Here is an 18,424-nt window from a genome sequence, read left to right on the forward strand (position 1 = left end):
TAGTCTGTGGACGCCGCCGCCGCGGACCACCCGGGAGGACATCGTGATGCGAGCCGGCAGAACAGCACTCGTCCGGACCGCGCTGACCGCGGCGCTCGTCACCCTCCTGGTGACGCCGACCGCGCACGCGGGGCCCGCCGACGGCCGGTACTACCTCCAGAGCGCCACCACCGGCCTCAACGCCGGCGTCTCGGGCACCGGCGTGCTCCAGCGCAGGCCCAAGGGCGACGAGGACCGCCAGCAGTGGACCCTTTCCGGCCGCACCCTGCGCGAGGGCGACCGGTGCCTGGGGCGGAGCGGCGACCAGGCCGTCACCCTGCCCTGCGACAGCCCCGACGCCCGGTGGGACGTGCTCGACGACGGCGACCGGCACCGGCTCCGCGTCCCGGGCACCGACCGCCACCTGGTCGCGAGCGGCACGGACCAGGTGCGCGTCGGCACCGGCGCCGACCTCTGGTACCTGACCCCCGTGTCACCGGTCCGCACGCCCGTGCCCGCCGAGGGGCAGCGCCGCCTGGACCAGGTCACCTTCCTCACCGCGCACAACGCCTACGCCAACGGCGTGGACGGCGGCTTCGCCCCGCCGTTCGTCGACCTCGCGCCCAACCAGGCGCGCGGCATCGCGCGGCAGCTCGCCGACGGCGTGCGCGGCTTCCAGCTCGACGTCCACCGGACGCCCGACGGCGCGCTCCTGTGCCACAACAGCTGTACGTTCGTCAGCCGCCCGGTTGCGCTGTGGGTGGCCCTGCAGCGGGTCGTCGACTTCCTGGAGGCCAACCCGCGCGAGTTCGTCACCGTCTTCCTGGAGGACTACGTCCCCGCCGAGGTGCTGCGCGCCGAGCTGGACCGGGTCGACGGCCTGGCCGACGTCCTGTTCCGCCCGGACCTGTCGAACGTGCGCGCCACCGGCTGGCCCACCCTGGACGCCCTGCGCGCCCGCGACGACCGGCTGCTGATCTTCACCGACCGCTCCCGCTCGGGCGACGCCGTGCCGCGCGACGCGTTCGGGGTGATGTACCAGTCGGAGTGGACGGTCGAGAACCACTGGTCGATGGGACCCGGCCTGGGCACCTCCGACTGGTCCTGCCACAGCCGCTGGGGCACGCCGCTCACCCGCACCGAACCCGGCTTCCGGCCGCTGTTCGTGATGAACCACTTCCGGGACGTGCCGCTGACCGGCACCGCGGCCACCGACAACGGCAAGCTCGCCGACCGGGCCCGCCGCTTCTGCGAACCCGCCGCGCGCAAGACGCCGACCTACCTCGCCGTGGACCACTACCACCTGGGCGACCCGGCGGCGGCCGTCGCGGCGCTGTCCGGCGAGCGGTTCTAGGGGCGGGGCAGCCCGCAGCCGGGGGCGGTCAGGTCGAGCCGGCCGCCCCCGACCAGGCACGGCACCAGGCCGTCCACCGGCTGCCCGTACCGGGCGCCGGGCCGCACGGTCACCTCGCCCGCCTCGTCCACCTCGCACGGGTTGTCGCGCGTGCACCGCTCGCCGCGCTCGTTGGTGGTGTTGTTCACCGCCACCACCTTCCCGGTCGACGCCTCGACCACGGGCGAGCCGGACGAGCCGCCCTTGGTGTCGCACAGCTCCGTGTACCGCACCGAGCCGCGCCACACCCACCGGTCCTCGCGCAGCTCGCGCACGTACCCGTCGACGCGGCACGAGTGGACCGTGCCCCAGTAGCCCGACACCACGCGGATGTCGGCGCCCACGGCGGCACGGGTCGGCGCCAGCTCCAGCACCCGCGTGCCCATCGCCTCGACCTGCGCGTTCGTCGCGGTGAGCCGGTACAGCGCCACGTCGGTGCCGTGCATCGTCGCGTACAGCAGGCGGTCGGCGCGCAGCGTGCCGAGCGTGTCCCCGCCGTCGCGGGACAGCAGGGTGAACGTGCGCCCGCCCGCCACGTCGACCACCACCTCGTCCGCGCCCATCACGCGCACGCAGTGCCCGTTGGTGAGCACCAGCGCCGGCGCGCCCGGCTCATCGCCCGGTGGCCGCACCACCGACCCCGAGCAGCCCTTCATGGACACCGCGCCGGCGAAGTCGACGTCCCGCCGGGCGGTCGCGGGGGCGGTGAGGAGGGGGAGCAGGAGCAGGGCGGCGAGCACGGCAACCAGGTGGCGCATGGCGGTCGATCAAATCAGGCGGTCCCGCCCCGCGCACGCCCGTTCACCCACCGGCGTTTCACCCGGACGCGGTATCCGGGGCGGGGCGCGGCGCGCGGGCGAACCGGGCGGCGTCCCACGAGGACGCGTCGACCGCCGGCTCGCGGCCCAGGTACAGGTCCCGCAGCACCTCGCCGACCGCCGGGCCGCGGAGCAGGCCGTGGCCGGAGAAACCGGTCGCGTACAGGAACCGGCCCACCCCGCGCGCCTCGCCCAGCAGGGCGTCGCGGTCGGGCGTCACCTCGTGCAGCCCGGTCCGGCCGCCGGCCGGGGGCACGTCGAGCAGGGCGGGCGCGAGGCGGGCGGCGGCCCGGACCGGCCGGTCGGGCAGGTCGGGGTCGGCCACGCCCACCAGCACGCCGCGGCCCTCGCGGTGGAGGTAGGCGGTGGTGGCGAGGTCCACGGTGAACGGCAGCGCGGTGGGCAGCGCCGGCACCGGCCCGGTGAGCACGACCTGCCGGTGCAGCGGCGTCACCGGCAGGTCGACGCCCGCCAGGTCGCCGACCGCGCGCGACCACACCCCGGCCGCGCACACCACCGCGCCGGTCGCGACGACGCCGCGGTCGGTGGTGACGGACCGGACCTCGCCGCCGCGCACCCCGACGTCGAGCGCGGTGACGCCGGTGAGCAGCCGCGCGCCCAGCCGGCGGGCCGCCTCGGCGTAGGCCACGACCACCGCCCGGGGCGCGCGGTGGTCGTCGTCGGGGGAGTGGGCGGCGGCGAGCACCCGGTCCGGGTCGAGCAGCGGGCACAGCGCCACCGCGTCGTCCGGGTCGAGCGGGGTGGTCGGCACGCCCAGCGCGGCCCGCACCGCCACGCCCCGCTCGAACGCCGCCACGCCCTCCCGCTCGCTCACCACGAACAGGTGACCGCCCCGGCGCGGGTCGAGCCGCACGCCGGGCCGGGCGCGGAACCGGGCGAACGACGCCAGGCCGAGCGCCGCCAGCCGGAGGTGCGCCTCGGCGGAGAACCGCACCCCGCCGCCGGCCTTGGCCGCGGCGCCCGACCCGAGGGCGTGCCGCTCGACCAGCACGACGTCCCGCACGCCCGCCTCGGCGAGGTGGAACGCCGCGCACACGCCCGTGAGGCCGCCGCCGACGACCACGACGGAGGCCCGCTCGGGCAGGTCCGCCGGTGGTGGGGTCGTCACGTCCCCCAGCGTGGTGGTCCGGGCCGCGCCGGGACAGGGCCGGGCGGTGGACTCACTCGCCCTTCTCGCCGTCCGCCAGCTCGCGCAGCAGGTCGAGGTGGCCCACGTGCCGGGCGGTCTCCTGCACCAGGTGGGTGAGCACCCAGCGGACCGTGCGGCCCCGGCCGTCGCGGTCGCCGCGCGTGCGGTCGTCGGGGCCCAGCCCCGCCAGCGCCCGCGCCGAGCGCTCCCACTCCGCCCGGTAGTCGGCGACGACGGACCCCACCGAGTCGCCGGGGCCCAGCCGCCACGACGCGTCGGCGTCCTCGCCCCACAGCGACGGCAGGTCCGCCCCACCGGTCTCGATCGAGAACCACCAGCGCTCGACGGCCGTGAGGTGCTTCAGCACGCCGAGCGCGCTCACCACCGGTGACGTGCCGATCGGCGTCGCCGAGGCGTCGGCGGTGTCCAGGCCCTCGACCTTGGCCACCGCGGTGAGCCGCAGGAAGGTGAGGAACCCGGTCAGCAGCCGCAGCTCGTCGTGGGCGTCCACGCGCGGCCACGCGCGTTCGTTCGAACTCATGTTCGAACCTTACGGCACCGGCGGGGCGAGGTCGCGGGCGGTGGCCCGGGTCCGGTCCGCGCCCGCCCGCCGCCGCGGACCCCTGCTATCGTCGGGAACGGCGTGTGCGGGCAGACGTCGGGCTGGAGCCACCCCCCGGCAACCGGGTGGCGAATCCGCCGCGGGGTGGGGGCACCCCTGTCCGAGCAGTGCGGAGCAGACAACGGACCGACGCGCGACCGCGTCCTTGTTCGCCGGGCCGGGCGGCGGGAGCGAGGACTGCCGTGTCCCGATCGTCGTTGACCGAACAACTCGTGGACCTGCGCCGGGCGTGCACCGGCGAGAACCTGACCCAGGCCGTGCCCGCGGTCAAGGCCGTGCTGCACGACCTGCCCCCCGACCGGCGCGGACGCGTGGTCGACGCGCTGCGCGGCCGGGCCGACGCGCGCGGCCTGTTCCTGCCCGACGCCGAGGACGCCGACCAGCGCGCCCTGGAGGCCGTTGTGCTCGTGGCGGGCCTCGACGCGGCCGGGCACCTCCAGCTGCGGCCCCCCGCGAGCATGCTGCGCCCGGCGCATGCGTTCCGCGCCGTCGAACCGCTGCCGCACCCGCGCGTGCACCTCACCGAGCACGCCCTCGGCCCGCTGCTCTACGAGCTGCTGCCCCGGGTCGACGACTCGTGGGTGGCGGGCGTCCCCGGCCTGCGCGTCACCCGCCACCCGCGCTCGGTCGAGCTGCGCCTGCTCGGCTCGGACGCGGCCGTGCGCCTGGCGGGCGTGGACGAGCGGGCGTGGGAGGTCGGCATGGGGTACGTCCGCACCCTGATGAAGGGCCGCGACCTCACCGGCGAGTTCCTCGACGGCCCGCTCACCGACGCGGAACGCGCCCACCTGGGGGAGACCCCTCGCCCGACCGGCGTCGGCAGCCTGGTCCTGCGCCGTTACAACTTGTTCACACGGGCACCGTGGCTGCGCGCGATGTCCCAGGGCGACCGGCTGTGGGTGGAGTGGCCGCGCAGCCTCGGCGTGGTCCCGGTGGCCGACCGGCTGCTGCACCCGGTGGTCGGGCTGCCCGGCGCCGTCGAGCTGCCCGGCACGACCGGCGCGCTGACCCTCTCCGCCGCCTGGTACGACCTCCACCTGCGGGAAGTCGAGGGCCCGGACCCGGACCACGAGGCCGCGCTGGCCGCGTTCGAGTGGCCCGAGGGCGTCACCGGGTGGTGGGAACCGCCGCACGCGGTGAAGTGACCCCGAGGGGGCGCCGGGAGGTCCGGCGCCCCTCCGGCGCGGGAGCGCGACCACCCGGCGCGCTGGTCCGAACAGCCCCGTCGGGGCCGCCGGAACGCGGCCCGGTGGCCGTGATCACGGCCCGACCGCGCCGACGCCGGCCGGACCGCCGGTAGACTGCGGGTTCGCCCGGCGCGACCGCGTCGAACCGCCGCAGAGTGTCAGGAGGACCCCGGTGACCCAACAGGCTGCCGAGGCCCAGCCCGAGGTCGCGCCCCGTCGCGTGCTCGTGGCCGAGGACGAAGCCCTCATCCGCCTCGACCTGGTCGAGATGCTCCGCGAGGAGGGTTACGAGGTGGCCGGTCAGGCCGCCGACGGTGACGAGGCGGTCACGCTGGCCACCGAGCTGCGCCCCGACCTGGTCATCATGGACGTGAAGATGCCCAAGGTGGACGGCATCGAGGCCGCGTCGGCCATCGCCGGCCAGCGCATCGCGCCCGTGGTCATCCTCACCGCGTTCAGCCAGCGCGAGCTGGTCGAGCGCGCCCGCGACGCCGGCGCGATGGCGTACCTGGTCAAGCCGTTCGCGAAGCGCGACCTCGTGCCCGCCATCGAGCTGGCCATGAGCCGGTTCGCCGAGCTGACCGCGCTGGAGAACGAGGTCGCCGGCCTCACCGACCGGCTGGAGACCCGCAAGGTCGTCGAGCGCGCCAAGGGCCTGCTGATGACCAAGCAGGGCCTGTCCGAGCCCGAGGCGTTCCGGTGGGTCCAGCGCACGGCGATGGACCGCCGCACGACCATGAAGGCCGTCGCCGAAGCGGTCATCGAAAACTTCGGCTGAGAACGAACCGCGCCGTTTGCCCCATCGGGCACTCGATCAGGTGTCCCGTCGGGCACACGATCGAGTGCCCGTTCCGCTTCCCCGTCCGGGTATCGGACAGTTCGGCGTGCCCATTGTTCGTCACTGTTCGCATTGGCCTTGTGACCTGCGGCTATTTGAGCTGGATTTAAGATTGTTAACGGCAGGGCATTTCCCGGTGACTACCGTCACGATGTGGACACAGAGCAGTAAGACCACCTGTTCACCGAACTCAACTGAAGCTACGTTCCTGCCCTAACCCACGCCCTCGTGTGAGGGCTCCGCTCCGCCTACCGGCGGGCTGGTTGGTTGGTGTCATGGGAGGTATTCCGGTGTCAGGAGCACGACTCGGCCGAGTTCTGGCGCTGGCGGCGGCTTCGTCGCTGGTGCTCGCGGCTTGCGCCGGCGGTGGCGGCGGTGGCGGCGACGCGGGTGGCGACGTCAGCTCGGTCAAGATCGGGTTCATGGGTGACCTCACCGGCGAGAACTCCGCGATCGTGATCCCGCCCCGGAACGGGGCGAAGATGGCGTTCGACGAGTACAACGCCAAGAACCCCAAGGTCAAGATCGAGATGGTCCAGTACGACAGCCAGGGCAAGCCCGACCAGGCCACCTCGCTGATCACGAAGGCCGTCGGCACGGACAAGATCGTCGGCCTCATCGGCCCCGCCTTCTCGGGCGAGTCGAAGGCCATCGGCGGCGTGCTGGAGGAGAACAAGATCCCCAGCGTCTCCCCGTCGGCCACGAACCCGGGCCTGGCCTCCAACGGCTGGACCTACTGGCACCGCGTCGTCGCCAACGACGACGACCAGGGCCCCGGCATCGCCGAGTTCCTGGTGACGGCGAAGTCGCCCAAGAAGGCGTTCGTCCTGTCCGACGACCAGGAGTACTCCGTCGGCCTGGCCGAGGCGGTCGCCAAGTCCTTCCAGGGCAAGGGCGTCGCCGTGGAGCAGGACAAGTTCGCCAAGGACGCGTCCGACTACTCCTCGACCGTCACCAAGGTCGCCGCGGCGCAGCCCGACGTGATCGTCTTCGGCGGCTACTACGCCCAGGCGGGTCGCCTGCTCAAGCAGCTGCGCGACGGTGGCGTGACCGCCACGTTCGCCTCCGGTGACGGTTCGCTCGACCAGCAGCTCGTCTCCGGCGCGGGTGCGACCGCGGCCGAGGGCGCCGTGCTGGCCTGCCCGTGCAACATCCCCTCGCCGGACGTGACCGGTGCGCTGAAGACGTTCTTCGACAACTACAAGAAGTCGGCGAACGCGGACCCGGCCATCTACGCGACCGAGGGCTACGACGCGGCCACCGCGTTCATCAAGGCGGTCGAGTCGGGTGCCACCACCTCGGAGAAGATCAACGACTTCCTGAAGACGGTGAGCTTCGAGGGCGTCTCCAAGCCGATCAAGTTCAAGGCGAACGGCGAGCCGGAGAACAACTCCATCTTCGTCTACCAGGTCAAGGGTGGTGTCCTCAAGCTGTTGGGTCCGGCGGAGTCGGCCAAGCTCGAGGGCTGATCCGAGACGGAATAGGCAAGCAAGCTAGCGCGCTGGGGAGCGGGAGCGTCGTGCCAACGACTGCTGCCGCTCCCCGCCACTATGGCGAAGTTCCTCTCCCCCGCCCGTCTCGTGAGGCATACCTGTCATGCTTGATGATTTCCTCAACCAGTTCCTACCCAGCACGGTGGGCGGACTGGTGTTCGGCTCCATCTACGCGCTCGTCGCCCTCGGCTACACGATGGTCTACGGCGTGTTGCGCCTGATCAACTTCGCGCACTCCGAGATCTTCATGATCGGCACGTTCACGTCGCTGGTGGTCGTCACGGCCATCGCCCCGACGTCGCCGCTCACGGGGATCGCCCTGATCGGCGTGATGTTGTTGATCATCGTGCTGTCGGCCGCCGTCTCCGGCGGCGCCGCGGTCCTGCTGGAGCTGGTGGCCTACCGGCCGCTGCGCAGGAAGGGTGCCACCCGGCTCACCGCGCTGATCTCCGCCATCGGCGCGTCGCTGTTCCTCCAGGAGCTGTTCGCGCTCGTCATCATCCCCTGGTTGACCGGCAAGCCCGGCCGCAACCAGCAGTCGGCCGCCCGCATCGTCGACCGCGACACGGTGTTCACCATCGGCAACGCCGCGGTCCGCACCGACCACATCATTGTCGTGGTGGCCGCGGTGATCATGATGATCGCGCTGGACCGCCTGGTGAACAAGACCAAGATCGGTCGCGGCATCCGGGCCACCGCGCAGGACCCCGAGGCCGCCGTCCTCATGGGCGTCAGCATCGACAACATCGTGCGGATCACGTTCCTCCTCGGTGGCGCGATGGCCGGCGTCGCCGGCGCGCTGTACCTGATGGAGTTCGAGAACACCGTCTTCAACGTCGGCTTCGTGCTCGGCATCAAGGCGTTCACCGCCGCCGTGCTCGGCGGCATCGGCAACCTGCGCGGCGCCCTGCTCGGCGGCATCGTGCTCGGCCTCATCGAGAACTGGGGCGCGATCTTCCTCGGCTCCGAGTGGAAGGACGTCATCGCGTTCACCGTCCTGGTGGTCGTGCTGATGTTCCGCCCCACCGGCATCCTCGGCGAATCCCTGCAGAAGGCCCGCGCATGAAAGGCAACGGAGTGACTGGCAAGGCGAACCCGTTGAGGCGGGTGGGCGCCCTGTTCGACAGCGCCCGCGACTGGTGGGAGCAGGCCAAGACGTGGCAGCGGTACCTCGTGTACGCCGCCGCGATCGTGTTCGCGCTCATCCTGCCCGCGCCGGCGATCGGCTCGTTCATGTCGCCCGGCTCGGACTGGACGACCGTGCTGATCTACCCGATCGGCACCTACATCCTGCTGGCCGTCGGCCTGAACGTCGTGGTCGGCCAGGCGGGTCTGCTCGACCTCGGCTTCGTCGCGTTCTTCGCGATCGGCGGCTACTCGGTCGCCTACTTCGGCACCCAGTACGGCTGGAACTACTGGGCCACCGTCGCGTTCGGCATCATCCTGGCCGCGGTGTCCGGCGTCATCCTCGGCGCGCCCACGCTGCGCCTGCGCGGTGACTACCTGGCGATCGTGACGCTCGGCTTCGGCGAGATCGTCCGCATCACCGCCAACAACTCCGACGAGATCGGCGGCGCGCGGGGCATCACCAACGTCCCGCACCCGACGGACATCCCCGGAGTGGTGGAGTTCGGCCTCCTGCCCGCCCCGTACTACTACCTGATCCTGGTCGCCATCGTGATCGTGATCATCTTCTCGGTGCGGCTGCAGAAGTCCCGCGTCGGCCGCGCCTGGGCCGCGATCCGCGAGGACGAGGACGCCGCCGAGCTGATGGGCGTGCCCACGTTCAAGTTCAAGCTGCTCGCCTTCGCCATCGGCGCCATGATCGGCGGCCTCGCGGGCGGCATCTACGCGGGCAAGGCCGTGTTCATCGAACCGAACACCTTCCCGTTCATCCTGTCCGCGACCATCCTCGCCGCGGTCGTCCTGGGCGGCGCGGGCAACCTGCCCGGCGTCATCCTCGGCGCGTTCGTCATCGCCTGGCTGCCCGAGCGGTTCCGCGAGGTCAACTGGCTCAAGGACGCCCTGGGCACCGACCCCGCCGAGTACCGCATCCTGCTGTTCGGCGGCGTGCTGGTGCTGATGATGGGCCTGCGCCCCGAGGGGCTGCTCCCGTCCCGGCGGCGCAAGGCGGAACTGCACGAGGGCACCGGCGGCATGGGCGCCATGGGCGCCGAGGTCGCGGGTCCGGACACCGAGGTCTCGTCGGAGGTGGCCAAGTGAGCACGCCCGTCCTCCAGCTGGACGCCGTGACCATGCGCTTCGGCGGCGTGGTCGCGCTGCGCGAGGCGCGGATCAGCATCGCCGAGGGCGAGATCTTCGCCCTCATCGGGCCGAACGGCGCCGGCAAGACCACCGTGTTCAACGTCGTCACGGGCGTGTACGCGCCCACCGAGGGGCAGGTGCTGTTCAACGGCACGCCCATCAGCGGCGCCAAGCGGTTCAAGATCACCAAGATGGGCATCGCCCGCACGTTCCAGAACATCCGGCTGTTCCACAACATGTCGGCCCTGGAGAACGTGATGGTGGGCGCGGACGCGCACCACAAGACCGGCGCGGTCGGCGCGACGCTGAACCTGCCGTGGCACCGCAAGGAGGAGAAGCGGGGGCGCGAGCTGGCGCGGGAGCTGCTCGACTTCGTCGGCATCTCCGGCCGGATGAGCGAGACCGCGAAGAACCTGCCGTACGGCGACCAGCGTCGCCTGGAGATCGCGCGGGCGCTCGCCACCGACCCGAAGCTGCTGCTGCTCGACGAGCCCGCGGCGGGCATGAACCCGGCCGAGAAGGAATCGCTCCAGCAGCTGATCCGCAAGATCCGGGACAGCGGGCGGACCGTCCTGCTCATCGAGCACGACATGAGCCTGGTCATGGGCGTCAGCGACCGCGTGGCGGTGCTCGACTTCGGCCAGCTGATCGCAGAAGGGCTGCCGGCAGAGGTGCAGAACGACCCGAAGGTCATCGAGGCGTACCTGGGGGTGTCCGAAGATGCTTCTTGAGGTCAAGGACATCCACGTCCACTACGGCAAGATCGCGGCCATCAAGGGCATCAGCCTGGAGGTCGGCGAGGGTGAGATCGTCTCGCTCATCGGCGCCAACGGCGCGGGCAAGACGACCACGCTCAAGACGATCTCCGGCCTGCGCCCGCTGACCAGCGGCAGCGTCTCGTTCAACGGCGAGGACATCTCCAAGATGCCCGGCCACAAGCGGGTCGTGGCGGGCATCGGGCAGTCACCGGAGGGCCGCGGCGTGTTCCCCGGCATGACGGTGCAGGAGAACCTCCTGATGGGCGCCTACACCCGCAAGGACGCCCTGGACGCCGACCTCGCCGAGGTCTACGAGCTGTTCCCGCGCCTGAACGAGCGCAAGAACCAGTTCGGCGGCACCATGTCCGGCGGCGAGCAGCAGATGATCGCCATCGGCCGGGCGCTGATGACCAAGCCGAAGGTGCTCCTGCTCGACGAGCCGTCGATGGGCCTCGCGCCCATGCTCATCGCGCAGATCTTCGAGATCATCAAGGAGATCAACAAGCGCGGCACGACCGTGCTGCTGGTCGAGCAGAACGCGCAGCAGGCGCTGAAGCTGTCCGACCGCGCGTACGTGCTGGAGACCGGCCGGGTCGTCAAGAGCGCCCCCGGTCCGGAGCTGCTGGACGACCCCCAGGTGCGCGCGGCGTACCTCGGCGGTCACTGATCCGTCCCGCCCGACGACGAGGGGGTCCCACCGAGCGCGGTGGGACCCCCTCGTCGTTCGCGCGCCGGGGTGGAAAACCGCTGTCCCGCCGCCGCGCGGGGTGGTAGACAGCCGCGGTGCACACCACCCTGGGGTTCCCCGACCTGCTCCGGCTGATCGACGAGCGGTCGGCCGCCTTCCGCGCCGCCGTCGCCGCCGCGCCCGACCTCGACGCGCCGGTGCCGACCTGCCCCGGCTGGACGCTGTTCGACCTGGCCCGCCACATCGGGGAGGGGCGGCGCGCCTGGGCAGCCACCGTCGCCGCGGGACCCGCCGCCGCCAAGTCCGCGCCGGTGGGCGCCCCGCCCGCGCCCCGGGACCGCGAGGCGCTGTCGGACTGGCTGGCCGCCTCGACGCGGGAGCTCCTGGACGCGCTGCGGGAGGCCGGGCCGGACGCGAACTGCTGGGTGTGGTGGGGCGTCTCGCAGTCGCCGCCGACCACCGGCGCCGTCGCCCGGCACCAGCTCCAGGAGATCGCGGTGCACACCTACGACGCGCAGCTCACCGCGGGCGCGCCGCGACCGCTGCCGGACGAGGTCGCGGTGGACGGCGTCGAGGACTTCCTGTTCACCTGCTGCGCGACGACGCACGCCTGGCCGCACGACCCCGCCGTCGTCGAGTACCACGCCACCGAGGGCCGCTCCTGGCGCCTGTGGCTCTCCGCCGACGGCGCTCGGGCCGCCCGCCTGCCCGAGCCGGGCAACGCCGGGGGTGCCACCGCCGGGGGTGCCGCCGCCGGGGAGGTCGTCGACGCCTCCGCCCGCGCCTCGGCCCACGAGCTGGTCCTGGCCCTGTACGGCCGCGCCCCGATGGACTCCCTGGACCTGGTCGGCGACCGGCGCGTGTTCGACGGGCTCGTGGCCTGGGAGCCCGGCGCCTAGGACCGGCCACCCGGGACCGTGGTGCCCGAACCCGTGGTGCTCAGGACCGGGCGAGCGGGATGTCCGTGCCGGTCTCGTCCTTGAGGTCCGTCAGCGTCGGCCCGCCGAACACCCGCAGGGCCAGCGGCTTCGCGTCGTCGGGCAGGTCGTAGTAGACGTCGTACTCCAGCCGCACGTTCGCGCCCAGGTCGATCACGTCCGGCTGCCGCTTGATCGTCATGGCCTGCGCGTCCGGCTCGTGCTCGGCCTTCGCGTCGTCCACCAGCACGTGCCGGCGGGCGGCGAACGACACGCTGCTGCGGCCGTTGTTGACCACGCTCATCCGGACCCGCACGAACTGCCCCTGCGCCTGCCACTCGGCGTGGCTGCCGATGATCGCGTCGATCCCGGTGGTGAGGCCCACCAGGGTGAACGCCGTGTCGCCGTCCGAGGTGGTCGGCAGGTGCAGCGCCTTCTCGTCCGGCCGCACGGTCTGCGCCGGCACCGGGTAGGTCTCCGCCGCCGACGTCTCCGGCGGCGAACCCGCCTGCACCGGGGCGCCCGTGCACCCGCCCACCAGCAGCACCGACGCCACCGCCACCACCCGGACCAGCCGCACGGCCACCTCCACCTCGTCGTGGTCCCATTACACCGCGCGGTCAGCCCTTCGGCGCGTCCTTGAGGAAACAGGTGAGGCGGGCCGTGCACACGCGGCGCTCCCGCTCGTCGGTGATCACGATCTCGTAGGACGCCGTGCTGCGCCCGCGGTGGATCGGCGTGCACACGCCCGTGACCAGGCCCTCCGTGGCGCCCCGGTGGTGCGTGCAGGACAGCTCCAGCCCCACCGCCAGCCGCTCCGGGGCCGCGTGCATCGCCGCCGCGATCGACCCGAGCGTCTCCGCCAGCGCGGCGCTCGCGCCCCCGTGCAGCAGCCCGTACGGCTGGCGGTTGCCCTTCACCGGCATCGTCCCGACCAGCCGGTCGGCATCCCATCGGGTGATCTCGATGCCGAGCTTGTCGGTGAGCTGTTCCGCGGCGACCGCCTGGTTGGCGCCGGGGAGGTCCTCGGGTGCTGGTGTCACGTGCTGCTCCACTCGGTTCAACGCTGTCGGACCCTCACCCTAGACTCGGCCCGTGAGCACCTCAGGAGCCTCCCGCCTGCTGCTGATCGACGGCCACTCGATGGCCTACCGGGCGTTCTTCGCGCTGCCCAAGGAGAACTTCCAGACCGGGACCGGTCAGACCACCAACGCGGTGTACGGCTTCACGTCGATGCTGATCAACCTGATGCGCGACGAGCGGCCCACGCACGTCGCGGTGGCGTTCGACGTGTCCCGCAAGACCTTCCGCACCGAGGCGTACGCGGACTACAAGGCCGGCCGCAGCGAGACGCCCGACGAGTTCCGCGGCCAGGTGAGCCTCATCCGGGACGTCCTCGACACGCTGAACATCCGCACCCTGTCGAAGGACAACTACGAGGCCGACGACATCATCGCCACGCTCACGACCCAGGCGACGGCGCTCGGCTACGAGGTCCTCATCTCCACCGGCGACCGCGACGCGCTGCAACTGGTCACCGACAAGGTGACGGTGCTGTACCCCGTCAAGGGCGTCTCCGAGATGGCCCGCTACACACCGGAGCTGGTGCTGGAGAAGCAGGGCGTCCCGCCCGCGCTCTACGCCGACTACGCGGCGGTGCGCGGCGACTCGTCCGACAACCTGCCCAACACCCCCGGCGTCGGGCCGAAGACGATCGTGAAGCTGCTGAACCAGTTCGGGTCGCTCGACGGGCTGGTCGACCACGTCGACCAGGTGCCGGGCAAGGTCGGCGACGCGATCCGCGCCAACCTGCCCAACATCATCCTCAACCGGCAGCTCACCGAGCTGGTCCGCGACGTCGAGCTGCCGTTCGGCCCCGAGGACCTGGACGCGAGGCCGTGGGACCGCGACGCGGTGCACCGGCTGTTCGACGAGCTGGAGTTCCGCGTCCTGCGCGACCGCCTCTTCGCCACCCTGGCCACCGCCGAGCCCGAGGCCGAGGAGGGCTTCACCGTCAGCGGCGGCCTCGTGCCCGCGGGCGGCCTGGGCGCCTGGCTGGACGCGCACGCCCGCTCCGGGCGGGTCGGCGTCGCGTTCCGCTCCGCCGGCGCCGACCTGGAGGGCCTCGCGCTCGCCGCGGTCGGCGGCGAGGGCGGGTACGTCGAGGTCGCCTCGCTCTCCGAGGAGGACGAGAACGCGCTGGCCGCGTGGCTCGCCTCGCCGGACGTGCCCAAGGCGGCGCACGACCTGAAGCTGCCCCTGCGCGCGCTGCGCGCCCGCGGGTGGGTGCTGCGCGGCGTCACCAGCGACACCGCGCTCGCCGCCTACCTCGTGCGGCCCGGCCAGCGGTCGTTCGCCCTCGACGACCTCGCGCTGCGCTACCTCAAGCGCGAGCTGCGCGCCGAGGAGACCTCCGACGGCCAGCTGTCGCTGCTCGCCGACGAGGAGGAGGAGCGCGAGAAGGTCGCGCAGGGCGCGATCGTGCGGGCGTTCGCCGTGGCCGAGCTGGCCGACGCGCTCGACGAGGAGCTGGTGCGCACCGGCCAGGAGTCCCTGCTGGCGTCGCTGGAACTGCCGCTGATGCACGTGCTCGACGAGGTCGAGGCGGTCGGCATCGCGATCGACACCGAGCACCTCGCCGCCCTGGAGGCGCACTTCGCGGCGGGCGTGAAGGAGGCCGCGCAGGCCGCCTACGCCGTCATCGGCAAGGAGATCAACCTCGGCTCGCCCAAGCAGCTCCAGGTGGTGCTGTTCGACGAGCTGAACATGCCGAAGACGAAGAAGACCAAGACCGGGTACACCACGGACGCCGACGCGCTCCAGACGCTGTTCGAGAGCACCGGCCACGAGTTCCTCCAGCACCTGCTGGCGCACCGCGACGTGATGCGGCTCAAGACCACCGTCGACGGCCTGCTCAAGTCGGTCGCCGACGACGGGCGCATCCACACCACGTTCCACCAGACCATCGCCGCGACCGGCCGGCTGTCCTCGACGGACCCGAACCTCCAGAACATCCCGATCCGCACGGACGAGGGCCGCCGCATCCGCGAGGCGTTCGTCGTCGGCCCCGCGTTCGCCGAGCTGATGACCGCCGACTACAGCCAGATCGAGATGCGGATCATGGCGCACCTGTCGGAGGACGAGGGCCTGATCGAGGCGTTCCGGTCGGGCGAGGACCTGCACACGTTCGTGGCGTCCCGCGCCTTCTCCGTGCCGACGTCCGAGGTGAGCGCCGAACAGCGGCGGCGGGTGAAGGCCATGTCGTACGGGTTGGCCTACGGGCTGTCCGAGTACGGCCTGGCCCAGCAGCTGCGCATCCCCACCGTCGAGGCGCGCGAGCAGAAGGAGACGTACTTCGCCCGCTTCGGCGGCGTGCGCGACTACCTGAACACGATCGTCGCGGACGCCCGGGAGAAGGGCTACACGGAGACGATCCTCGGCCGCCGCCGGTACCTGCCGGACCTCAACAGCGACAACCGCCAGCGCCGGGAGATGGCCGAGCGGATGGCGTTGAACGCCCCCATCCAGGGCAGCGCGGCCGACATCATCAAGGTCGCGATGCTCGGCGTGTTCCGCGCGCTGGAGGCGTCGGACCTGCGGTCGCGGATGCTCCTCCAGGTGCACGACGAACTGGTGCTGGAGATCGCGGAGGGCGAGCGCGAGGCCGTGGAGGCGCTGGTGCGCGAGGAGATGGGCAACGCCTACCACCTGGCGGTCCCGCTGGAGGTCTCGGTGGGCGTCGGCCGCTCCTGGGACGCCGCCGCCCACTGACGTCCGGGCGGTCCGGGGGCGGGGCCGAGTCCCGCCCCCGGCGCAGCACCCCCCAGCACAGGCCCCTCAGCGCAGGCCCTCCAGCGCAGTCTTCTCAGCGCAGTCCTCTCAGCGCAGCGGCGTCACGCGCACGTCCCGCGCCGTCAGCGCCCCCGCGCACGCCGTGCAGGTGACCGCCACGTCCACGCCGCCCCCGCAGTCGCGGTGGTGCAGGTCGAACGACGGGCCGGTCTCCGGCGACATCCAGCGGTCGCCCCACTTGCGCAGCGCCATCAGCACCGGGTACAGGTCCAGGCCCTTCTCGGTCAGCCGGTACTCGTAGCGGGTCCGGACGTCCTTGTACGCCTCGCGCCGCAGGATGCCCTCCTCCACGAGCGTCCCCAGGCGCTCGGTCAGCACGCTGCGCGAGATCTCCATCGTCGCCTGGAAGTCCTCGAACCGCCGCGTCCCCAGGAACGCCTGCCGGAGCAGCAGCAGGGTCCACCGCTCGCCCAGCAGGGCCGCGGGCAACGACACGGTGCACTGCTCGTCCACGACCTTGACCTGTCCCACGCCCCCACGATACCGCTTGCGTTCGGAAACCGAATCCAGTTAGGGTTCGATTTCCGAACCCAAGGGGCGCACGCCATGCGAGTCCGCGAACTGCACCGCGCCGAAGCGGCCGACGTCGTCGAAGCCGTCTTCCGCGGCCTCTCCCCGCACAGCCGCTACCTGCGCTTCCACGCGCCCGTGCCCCGCCTGACCGCGGACATGCGCCGCCGCCTCGCCGACCTCGACGGCCGCCGCCGCACCGCCCTCGTCGCCGAGTCCCACCGCCGCCCCATCGGCATCGCCCGCCTCGCCGCCACCGGCGGGGGCGCCGCCGAGGTCGCGGTCGCCGTCGTCGACCCGTGGCAGCGCAGGGGCGTCGGCACCCGGCTCGTCGCCGAACTCGGCGCGCTCGCCACCGCCCTGAGCTACACCGCGCTGCACGGCGACGTCCTGCACGACAACCAGGCGGTGCTGCACCTCGTCCGCCGCGTCTTCCCCGGCGCCCGCCTCACCCGCGAGGACGGCGGGGTCGTCCGGGTGGACCACCCCCTCGTCGTCACCCACGAGGACCTGGTCGCGGACCTGCGGTGGTGAGCAGAATCAGGGGCATGCGACGGAGCAGCGGCACGCGACGGGTGTTCGTCCTGGTCCTCACCCTCCTCCTGGTGGCCCCACCGGCCGCGCGGGCCGAACCGCCGGGCGACCGGCCGCTGCCCGGCTACACGATCGACAACCCGCCGCTGCCCCCGGCGCAGGTCGGCGGCCTGCCGTCCCGGGTGCTCCAGGGCGTGCACGAGCACGCCGCCTACACCGTCGAGGTCCCGCCGCGCTGGAACGGCCGCCTCGCCCTGTGGGCGCACGGCTACCGCGGCGCGAGCACCGTGCTCACCGTCGACCCGCCCGCCTACGGCCTGCGCCAACGCCTCCTCGACCAGGGCTTCGCCTGGGCGGCCTCCAGCTACTACGCCAACGGCTACGACGTGAAGGCGGGCGTCGAGAGCACGCACGCCCTCGCCCGCCACGCGCAGCGGCTGATCGGGCGGGCGGAGGACGTCCTCGTCGCGGGCGTCTCCATGGGCGGTCACGTCATCGCCCGCTCGCTGGAGCAGTACCCCGGCTTCTACGGCGGGGCCCTCCCGATGTGCGGCGTGCTCGGCGACCACGAGCTGTTCGACTTCTTCCTCGACTACAACCTCACCGCGCAGGCGCTGAGCGGCATCCGCGCGTGGCCCGCGCCGGCCGACTACCTGACCGCCGTCGTCCCCCGCATCAAGGCCGAGCTGGGCCTGACCGGCACGCCGAACGAGCGCGGCGGGCAGTTCACCTCGATCGTCGTCAACCGCTCCGGCGGCCCGCGGCCCGGCGCCGAGCGGGCGGTCGGGTTCTGGGAGGACTTCCTGTTCGGCCTGGCGACCGGCTCGTCCGGCGAGGGCCTGGCCGCCGACCCGGGCCAGGTCGCCACCAACGTGCTCACCCGGTACGCGCCGAACAGCCCGGTCGACGTCGACCGGGTCGTCCAGCGGGTGCTGCCGGAGAACCTGCGGGCCCGGCTCACGCCGGCGCTCACCGAGGTGCCGCGCGTCGCCGGCCGGCCGACCGCGCCGGTGCTGTCGCTGCACGACCTGGGCGACCTGTTCGTGCCGTTCTCCATGGAGCAGGTCTACGAGCGCGAGGTGCGGCGCCACGGCCGGGGCCACCTGCTGGCGCAGCGGGCGATCCGCGCGGTCGGCCACTGCGAGTTCAGCCCGGCCGAGGCCGGTGCCGCCTGGGACGACCTGGTGACGTGGGTCGACACCGGCCGCGAGCCCGCCGGGGACGTCGTGGCCGACCCCGCGGTCGTGGCGGCCCCGGACTACGGCTGCCGCTTCAGCGACCCCGCCGCCTACCCGGACCCGAACGGCACGCGCCGGCTGTTCCCGACCTGCTGACGCGCGCCGGGGACCGGACGCCCCCCCGCCGGGGCCCGACCGCGCCGCGCGCCGCGTCGGGTCGACATCCCGACCCGATCGCCGCC

At 72.8% G+C, this 18,424-nt stretch carries 18 protein-coding genes; 12 read left to right on the forward strand and 6 right to left on the reverse strand.

From position 1 onward, the window contains the following. Positions 1-46: 46 nt before the first annotated feature. Positions 47-1,333, forward strand: coding sequence for a PI-PLC domain-containing protein (locus ACR807_RS00645; protein WP_438919163.1), 1,287 nt, complete (start codon positions 47-49; stop codon positions 1,331-1,333). Here ACR807_RS00645 and ACR807_RS00650 read toward each other — a convergent pair. Genes ACR807_RS00650 through ACR807_RS00660 form a run of 3 tightly spaced genes read right to left on the reverse strand, consistent with a single transcriptional unit; the run spans position 1,330 to position 3,881 of the window. Beyond that, positions 1,330-2,130 carry a S1 family peptidase gene (locus ACR807_RS00650; RefSeq protein WP_438919164.1) on the reverse strand — a complete coding sequence of 267 codons (801 nt, stop codon included), beginning with the start codon at positions 2,128-2,130 and terminating at the stop codon, positions 1,330-1,332. The genes ACR807_RS00645 and ACR807_RS00650 overlap by 4 nt on opposite strands. A gap of 58 nt (positions 2,131-2,188) precedes the next feature. Then, complete coding sequence (locus ACR807_RS00655) at positions 2,189-3,319, reverse strand: NAD(P)/FAD-dependent oxidoreductase (protein ID WP_438919165.1); 1,131 nt, start codon at positions 3,317-3,319, stop codon at positions 2,189-2,191. Positions 3,320-3,371: 52 nt separating this feature from the next. After that, positions 3,372-3,881: a DinB family protein gene (locus tag ACR807_RS00660; protein ID WP_438919166.1), complete on the reverse strand. Its 510-nt coding sequence runs from the start codon at positions 3,879-3,881 to the stop codon at positions 3,372-3,374. A gap of 263 nt (positions 3,882-4,144) precedes the next feature. On the opposite strand from ACR807_RS00660, the gene ACR807_RS00665 reads away from it, so the two are divergent. From ACR807_RS00665 to ACR807_RS00700, 8 genes are all read left to right on the forward strand, one after another. After that, complete coding sequence (locus ACR807_RS00665) at positions 4,145-5,107, forward strand: hypothetical protein (RefSeq protein WP_438919167.1); 963 nt, start codon at positions 4,145-4,147, stop codon at positions 5,105-5,107. Between the two features lie 214 nt (positions 5,108-5,321). Next, positions 5,322-5,927 (forward strand): ANTAR domain-containing response regulator, encoded by a 606-nt coding sequence (locus tag ACR807_RS00670; protein ID WP_316034042.1) that lies wholly within the window; start codon positions 5,322-5,324, stop codon positions 5,925-5,927. A gap of 350 nt (positions 5,928-6,277) precedes the next feature. Further along, positions 6,278-7,456 (forward strand): branched-chain amino acid ABC transporter substrate-binding protein, encoded by a 1,179-nt coding sequence (locus ACR807_RS00675; protein WP_438919168.1) that lies wholly within the window; start codon positions 6,278-6,280, stop codon positions 7,454-7,456. 127 nt (positions 7,457-7,583) lie between these two features. Continuing rightward, positions 7,584-8,546, forward strand: coding sequence for a branched-chain amino acid ABC transporter permease (locus ACR807_RS00680; RefSeq protein ID WP_438919169.1), 963 nt, complete (start codon positions 7,584-7,586; stop codon positions 8,544-8,546). 11 nt (positions 8,547-8,557) lie between these two features. After that, positions 8,558-9,703 carry a branched-chain amino acid ABC transporter permease gene (locus tag ACR807_RS00685; protein ID WP_438919170.1) on the forward strand — a complete coding sequence of 382 codons (1,146 nt, stop codon included), beginning with the start codon at positions 8,558-8,560 and terminating at the stop codon, positions 9,701-9,703. 32 nt (positions 9,704-9,735) lie between these two features. Further along, on the forward strand, positions 9,736-10,476 hold the full coding sequence (locus tag ACR807_RS00690) for an ABC transporter ATP-binding protein (protein ID WP_438919194.1): 741 nt from the start codon (positions 9,736-9,738) through the stop codon (positions 10,474-10,476). Then, the gene (locus ACR807_RS00695; protein WP_438919171.1) at positions 10,466-11,170 is read left to right on the forward strand and encodes an ABC transporter ATP-binding protein; all 705 of its coding nucleotides are present in this window, start codon (positions 10,466-10,468) and stop codon (positions 11,168-11,170) included. Before ACR807_RS00690 ends, ACR807_RS00695 begins: the two co-directional genes overlap by 11 nt. Before the next feature lie 116 nt (positions 11,171-11,286). Beyond that, complete coding sequence (locus ACR807_RS00700; protein WP_438919172.1) at positions 11,287-12,090, forward strand: maleylpyruvate isomerase N-terminal domain-containing protein; 804 nt, start codon at positions 11,287-11,289, stop codon at positions 12,088-12,090. A 40-nt stretch (positions 12,091-12,130) separates the two neighbouring features. Here ACR807_RS00700 and ACR807_RS00705 read toward each other — a convergent pair whose 3' ends face one another. Further along, the gene (locus tag ACR807_RS00705; protein ID WP_438919173.1) at positions 12,131-12,700 is read right to left on the reverse strand and encodes a DUF4352 domain-containing protein; all 570 of its coding nucleotides are present in this window, start codon (positions 12,698-12,700) and stop codon (positions 12,131-12,133) included. 28 nt (positions 12,701-12,728) lie between these two features. Next, complete coding sequence (locus ACR807_RS00710) at positions 12,729-13,151, reverse strand: hotdog fold thioesterase (RefSeq protein ID WP_438919174.1); 423 nt, start codon at positions 13,149-13,151, stop codon at positions 12,729-12,731. Positions 13,152-13,203: 52 nt separating this feature from the next. Between ACR807_RS00710 and polA the strand changes: the two genes are divergently transcribed. Beyond that, a complete protein-coding gene (gene polA, locus ACR807_RS00715; protein WP_438919175.1) occupies positions 13,204-15,879 on the forward strand; it encodes a DNA polymerase I in 2,676 nt (891 codons plus the stop codon). Between the two features lie 108 nt (positions 15,880-15,987). On the opposite strand, the gene ACR807_RS00720 is transcribed toward polA, so the two are convergent. Next, entirely contained in the window at positions 15,988-16,431 is a 444-nt protein-coding gene (locus ACR807_RS00720) for a winged helix-turn-helix transcriptional regulator (protein ID WP_438919176.1), read from the reverse strand. Positions 16,432-16,506: 75 nt separating this feature from the next. On the opposite strand from ACR807_RS00720, the gene ACR807_RS00725 reads away from it, so the two are divergent. Both ACR807_RS00725 and ACR807_RS00730 read left to right on the forward strand, forming a co-directional pair. Next, the gene (locus tag ACR807_RS00725) at positions 16,507-17,004 is read left to right on the forward strand and encodes a GNAT family N-acetyltransferase (RefSeq protein WP_438919177.1); all 498 of its coding nucleotides are present in this window, start codon (positions 16,507-16,509) and stop codon (positions 17,002-17,004) included. A gap of 14 nt (positions 17,005-17,018) precedes the next feature. Beyond that, positions 17,019-18,338 carry an alpha/beta hydrolase gene (locus tag ACR807_RS00730; protein ID WP_438919178.1) on the forward strand — a complete coding sequence of 440 codons (1,320 nt, stop codon included), beginning with the start codon at positions 17,019-17,021 and terminating at the stop codon, positions 18,336-18,338. Positions 18,339-18,424 lie beyond the last annotated feature (86 nt).

Origin of the sequence: Saccharothrix sabaoui, assembly GCF_051756985.1 — a bacterium.
GTDB lineage: Bacteria > Actinomycetota > Actinomycetes > Mycobacteriales > Pseudonocardiaceae > Actinosynnema.